The following is a 6122-nucleotide window of genomic DNA, read 5'->3' on the forward strand; positions in this document are numbered from 1 at the left end:
CTTTTAAGTTATTTCTTTATACCCTTGCTGGGTCTCTCTTGTTTCTTCTTGGGATAGTATATCTTTATGTTACTTTTAACACATTTGATATACAAAAATTAATAATGTTAGCTCCGAATCTTAATTGCACAGTACAAATATTACTTTGGCTTGCATTTTTTATTTCTTTCGCAATAAAAGTTCCAATGTTTCCATTTCATACTTGGCTTCCTGATGCTCATGTGCAATCTCCAACTTCTGGTTCTGTTATATTAGCTGGTATACTTATCAAAATGGGAGGATATGGGTTTTTAAGATTTTCTCTTCCCATGCTACCAGAAGCCAGTATTTATTTTTCAAATGTGATTGTTTTCCTTAGCATCATAGCAGTAATATATACTTCTTTTATTGCATTTGCTCAGGATGACATCAAAAAGTTAGTAGCATATTCTTCAGTAGCACATATGGGAATTGTAACAGCTGGTATTTTTTCTTTTAATGAAGAAGGAGTGCTAGGTGCAATATTTCAAATGATCAGTCATGGCTTCATATCTTCTGCTCTATTTTTTTGTATTGGTATACTATATAGTAGAGCTAAAACTTTAAAAATTGAAAAATATAATGGTATAGCTAGCATCATGCCAAAGTTTAGCACATTGTTTATTCTTTTTTCAATGGCTGCAATAGGTTTACCTGGTACTTCAGGCTTTATAGGTGAATTTTTATCTATATTGGGAATTTTTAAAAGCGTAAAATTTACTGCAGGATTCATTGTATTAGGTGTAATTTTAAGTGCTATTTATATGTTAAATTTATGTAAACAAACAGTGTGGGGTATAGCAAGTACTAACGTAAAATATAATGATGTGAATAGGATGGAGTTACTAATTTTAGTTGTATTTGCTATACTTATAGTTCTGTTTGGGTTTTATCCTATGTCAGTGTTGAACTGCCTAAAACCATGCGTAGGCAGCTTATTAGTTAAGTATACTGCTTTATGAATTTTCATCATTATATACATATATTTCCAGAAGTTTTTTTTATAATTTCTTCGTTAATATTACTGCTTATTGGTACTAAGTTCAATTATCGTTGTATGAACCTGTCAGTACTGATTTTAGCTACTGTAACTTTAATAATGTTAATTTTTACACTGCAAAATGAGGAATTGATTCTTTTTAATTCGCTTGTGACATTGAACCTACATGTCAGGTCAGTTCAGATATTTATTCTAATTGTAAGTATAGTAATACTTTTGATGCTGAACATGGCAAAATATCATTATAATTATGAGTTTTCTTTATTGATTTTGTTTACAACATTTGGAATGATGAGCCTCATTTCATCTAATAGCCTGATTTCTTTCTATCTAGCATTTGAATTAATGAATATATCCTTATATGCTCTTGCCTGTTTCAATAGAGATTCTATGTATTCGTGTGAAGCAGGTGTAAAGTACTTCACACTAGGAGCACTTTCATCATGTATTATGTTGTACGGAATATCACTGCTCTATGGATATACAGGGCAAACTAATTTCTTTGAATTAAAATTATTTTTTAGTGAATATCAGGTTACACCAGGAATAATTTTTGGCCTTATTTTCTTTCTTGTTGGCTTATTTTTTAAATTAGCAATTGTTCCTTTTCACATGTGGGCTCCTGATGTATATCAAGGTGCTCCTACTATTGTTACTGCTTTTTTCTCCATAGCTCCAAAGATTACACTAATATCATTTTTTACTCGTTTAATAAATGAACAACTTATTACCATAGGAAATTACGTGCAACCTATATTACTCTATGTTGCTGCTTTATCGGTACTCATCTCAGCACTTGGAGCTTTGCGTCAAAAGAATTTGAAAAGGCTCTTTGCTTATAGCTCAATAGGTCATGTTGGTTTTATGATTTCTGCGCTTGCAACTTTTAAAATAGTGGGGATAGTAAGTGCTTTAACATATTTAATTATATATGTGATTATGAGCATAGGATTGTTTGCATGTTTAATACAAATTGATGATGATAATTGTGATATCACAGCTTTAGCTAGTATGGGAAAAAAGAGACCAGTGCTAGCTTTTTTCTTGTCTACTATTCTATTTTCAATGGCTGGCATACCGCCACTTGCTGGTTTTTTTATTAAATTTTTTGTGTTTCAGAGTCTAATGGATTCTGGTTTTGTGACATTGTCTATTATTCTTGTAATATCAAGTGTCATATCATGTTATTATTATTTGAATATAATTAAGATCATGTATTTTGATAAAGTAAATTCTAGTAAAGCAGTAACCTTTGATAATAGAAACTTATCTTTTATTATAGCAACATCATCTCTTGCGAATGTTATGCTATTTTTATGCATCAAGAATTTTTACTCCTTTATTAAGTGCTTGATAAATTCATAAATTATGATATAATTAATTTATAACAATAGCTATTATTTAGGAGGGCTCATTCTGTCTGCATCTTCAAGTTACGATATACAAGATATAAAAAAGAATAATTACACTACCGCATATACGATTGCTAGTGTGGTGTTTTGCCTATCCTTCATTACAGCTGCTTCTACAATTTATTTCATGCCTATGCTAGCAATATCCGCTAGTATACTTCCTATAATACTTGGTACCTGCGCGTTTTTTGCACTGGATTCGATAGTTATTATGACTGGACTTTTTATTCATTCTACATGTTATAGATCTAACTGTACTGATGAACAAGAAGAAAGTAATTCTCCTACAAAAGAAACCAATAGCGAAACTGTAAGAATAGAAGTTGATGATTTATCAGAGAAGAATGAAGTGTTACACAAATCAAGCAACAACAGCAAAGGAGTAGAAGCTTATGATTCTTTTAGTAAAGAGTTAGTGGAAGATAGAACAATATCTTCAAATTCAAGTAACAATGAGGAAGAAGAATCTAGATGTGGTAATACAGGTAGGAAGAAAGAAACAATCGAAGTAAGTGGCTTTAGTCATGAATTGCATAATAATTTAAGTAAAGATCACGACTCAATGGACATATCTAAGATTCCTCAGCCATCTAATACACCTCTGAATAGTTTTGTTCAATCCCAATTATTTCCTAGTTTACCTTCGCTTGTAAATAGATCATCACCTGGTAGTGCTTATGATTCTGGATATGTCTCGCATATTCTATACTCAAACAGCTTTGTACAGCCCAAGCTATTACCTTCTATAAATAGAGGAGAATCGGCAGATAGGTCGTTTAATTACAGTTCTGTTAATGATAATTCCATTGTCACTGAACGGTCATTACCTCCATATCCGCCAGTCCAACATACTATAGATACAGATCAATCACTTCCTAGCTTGCCATTGTATGTGAAACTTAGAAGCGCACTTGATGAACGTAATCAACAAAATGGCGTAACAAATAATTTTCATTACAATACGAACAATGAAGGAAATGAAAATTCGCTTACTTCTAGTCAATATAGTGGTACTGATTCTCAATCTGAAACAGATGAATCAGGACAAGTAGCAAGTAATAGCACAAAGGGTATTCCGGCTGAAGATTACGATATTTACTTTGCTTCTTTCACAACTGAAGCTACAGATAGTATAAATACTTCTTACCGTAGTAATTCTATTGTTACTAAATGGTCATTACCTCCATATCCACAACAGTTTACACATTTAAACAGTATGTCGTCACAAGGTTCACTTCCTAATCAACTGCCATCAATCGCAACAAATAAAATGAATGTTGGCGATGTATTGGAGTATAAAGCACGTTATTATTACAAAAATAATGATGATTCATCCATACCTGCTTCTATGTTCATAAGTGGTGATAGTAATTATACTTCTCATAAAAACAATTATGTTAAACAGCAAAAAGAGACTCCTATTTGTTATAGAAGTGGATATGTTCAAGCTTATGATGTAAATAGAAAATATTTTGATAGCACGCAACAAAGTAACACTGTTTTGGGTGATAATGTTAATGATTGTTCGTTCTATATAAGCGAAAGTGAGCGGAAAGATAATCACTTTTTTAAAGAAGGAAATTCTTCTACTACTAATGAGGGTGTAGAACTAGATTTAAAAAATAGTGGTCCAAAAGGAATGCCATTTAGTGTCAATAACAATACAACATATTTAAGTAATGTAAGTTGTACAGCATTAAATTCTGTTATTAGAGGAGTTAATTAAGTTTCTCATGCTATTAGAAGTGAATGAAAGAAATATTTGAGAATTTTCAGATCTATCATTATAAGAAAATTTCTAGCACTCATTTAGAAGCATTAAACCTGATTGATAGTGGAATTTTTGATGAGACAGTAATTTTAGCTGATGAGCAAACTTGTGGTAGGGGGCGTATTGAAAGAAAATGGATTTCACCTCTAGGTAATTTATATGCAAGCTTCATAATTAATGAAAGAACAAACCCTGATAGGCTTACAGAATTTGTATATATTATATCTTTAGCTATTGGAAATACATTACTATCAAATGATATTAATGTTCAATATAAGTGGCCAAATGATGTTTTAGTTGATGGTAAAAAAATTGCCGGAATATTACTTTCAAAGCCATCAAACAAAGATTGGTTAGTTGTAAGTATTGGAGTTAATATAGTTTGTGCTCCACTGCCCCATACAACATGTATTAGTGATTATTCTGCTATCATTATTTCTAATGTAGATTTATTAAAAAAAATAATTATTCATTTTAATGAGCTAAAAAAGAAATTAATATTATTTAGTGATATAAGGGAAGCATGGATAAAAAGAGCATTTAAAATGAATGAAAAGATAAATATTAATTTTGCTGATAAGTCGTACAGTGGTATTTTTATAGGTATAGATAAATATGGTAAATTAATGTTAGAACAAGAAAATAAGAATACTATCTATTTTGATTCTGGAGAGTTATTTGAGTAAATGAACATACATGTAGTTTTTGCTTATCTTATTAGCCTTACACTGCTTGCTAGTGAACTGATTTTTGTTTTCTCTCGCTATAAAAATAGTAAAAAAACTTTGAAGAATATTATAAAAGATGATGATGAAAAGAAAATATAAGAGGCTGTTTGTAGTTCTGAGCGCCTTCTGTTTTTTAAGCTGCATAATTTTCTTTACTTTATTGAAACTTAAGGAAAACATCTCATTTTTTTATACAGTAAGCGAAGCTGTAAGTTTAGATAACAACAAGCTAATACGTATTGGCGGAACGGTTATCGCAAATAGTGTTGTTTATAGCGAAAATGGAGTTTTATTTGAGATTACTGATTCAATTCAAAGTTTAGCAGTAAAGTACAAAGGAATACTTCCACCAATGTTCTCAGAAGGAAGTAACATTATCGCTCAAGGAAAAGCAATAAACAGTAAACTATTTTTAGCTGACACTATATATGCAAAGCATGATGAAAGATATATGCCTAATAAATATAAGTAGTTAAGCAATAAAAAATTGAGAAAAATAATGCAGAATTGCTTTACGCATGGCAACTCCAAACTCTACTTGCTGTAAAATAACACTACAACTATCTGCTATATCATCAGAAATCTCTACATTTCTATTAATTGGTCCGGGATGCATAATAATTACATCATTTTTTGCATAAGATAATTTCTTTCTATCAAGTCCATAGAGAGAAAAATATTCCTTTTGTGAAGGAATGAAACAGCTTTTATTCATTCGTTCTTTTTGTAATCTGAGAAGCATGATAACATCAGCTTCTTTTATACCTTCTTCTAACGAGTAGTATATTTTATCTACTCCATTTAAAGAGTGGCAGCTAAGGGTTGGTGGTGAAACTAAACTTATTTGTGCTCCGAACATTTTTAGCAGTTTTATATTTGATCTTGCAACTCTACTGTGCAGAATATCACCACATATTGTGATTTTTAAATTTTGTACTTGATATTTATTTTTACTTATTACCAGGTAATCTGACAGAGCTTGAGTAGGATGCTCATTACTTCCATTGCCAGCATTAATTATACAGCATTTTATATAATATGCTAAAGTTTGAATTATTCCACTATCTTTATGCCTAATTATTATAAAATGAGGATTCATTGCACCTAGTGTCTTTATCATATCTTGCAAATCTTCTCCTTTATTAATAGAAGAATATCTAATTGGTATTGTTATAACGTTTGCACCTAAACTT

The 6122-nt window shown here is 30.8% G+C and carries 7 protein-coding genes; 6 read left to right on the plus strand and 1 reads right to left on the minus strand.

The genetic code is table 11. From position 1 onward, the window contains the following. The 6 genes from V6U76_RS04065 to ccmE all read left to right on the plus strand — a co-directional run. The coding region (locus tag V6U76_RS04065) for a complex I subunit 4 family protein (RefSeq protein WP_333023756.1) at nt 1-980 on the plus strand (980 nt) is incomplete at its 5' end. Beyond that, the gene (locus V6U76_RS04070; RefSeq protein ID WP_333023757.1) at nt 977-2383 is read left to right on the plus strand and encodes an NADH-quinone oxidoreductase subunit N; all 1407 of its coding nucleotides are present in this window, start codon (nt 977-979) and stop codon (nt 2381-2383) included. The genes V6U76_RS04065 and V6U76_RS04070, both read left to right, overlap by 4 nt. Before the next feature lie 126 nt (nt 2384-2509). After that, the gene (locus V6U76_RS04075) at nt 2510-4156 is read left to right on the plus strand and encodes a hypothetical protein (protein WP_333023758.1); all 1647 of its coding nucleotides are present in this window, start codon (nt 2510-2512) and stop codon (nt 4154-4156) included. Nucleotides 4157-4179: 23 nt separating this feature from the next. Next, complete coding sequence (locus V6U76_RS04080) at nt 4180-4887, plus strand: biotin--[acetyl-CoA-carboxylase] ligase (protein WP_333023759.1); 708 nt, start codon at nt 4180-4182, stop codon at nt 4885-4887. Then, nucleotides 4888-5028, plus strand: a complete 141-nt coding sequence (locus tag V6U76_RS04085) for a CcmD-like small membrane protein (protein WP_333023760.1) — start codon at nt 4888-4890, stop codon at nt 5026-5028. Next, nucleotides 5012-5401, plus strand: coding sequence for a cytochrome c maturation protein CcmE (gene ccmE / locus V6U76_RS04090; RefSeq protein ID WP_333023762.1), 390 nt, complete (start codon nt 5012-5014; stop codon nt 5399-5401). Before V6U76_RS04085 ends, ccmE begins: the two co-directional genes overlap by 17 nt. Here the strand turns inward: ccmE and V6U76_RS04095 are convergent. Continuing rightward, on the minus strand, nt 5402-6122 hold a 721-nt coding region (locus tag V6U76_RS04095; RefSeq protein WP_333023764.1), incomplete at its 5' end, for an aspartate carbamoyltransferase catalytic subunit.

The sequence above is a fragment of the Wolbachia endosymbiont of Pentidionis agamae genome, assembly GCF_036711655.1.
Taxonomy (GTDB): domain Bacteria; phylum Pseudomonadota; class Alphaproteobacteria; order Rickettsiales; family Anaplasmataceae; genus JAZHPY01.

Excerpts from the sequence above, each read along its gene's own strand:
- V6U76_RS04070 (WP_333023757.1), top strand. The coding sequence starts at position 977 with ATGAATTTTCATCATTATATACATATATTTCCAGAAGTTTTTTTTATA.
- V6U76_RS04080 (WP_333023759.1), top strand. The coding sequence starts at position 4,180 with ATGAAAGAAATATTTGAGAATTTTCAGATCTATCATTATAAGAAAATT.
- V6U76_RS04085 (WP_333023760.1), top strand. The coding sequence starts at position 4,888 with ATGAACATACATGTAGTTTTTGCTTATCTTATTAGCCTTACACTGCTT.
- ccmE (WP_333023762.1), top strand. The coding sequence starts at position 5,012 with ATGAAAAGAAAATATAAGAGGCTGTTTGTAGTTCTGAGCGCCTTCTGT.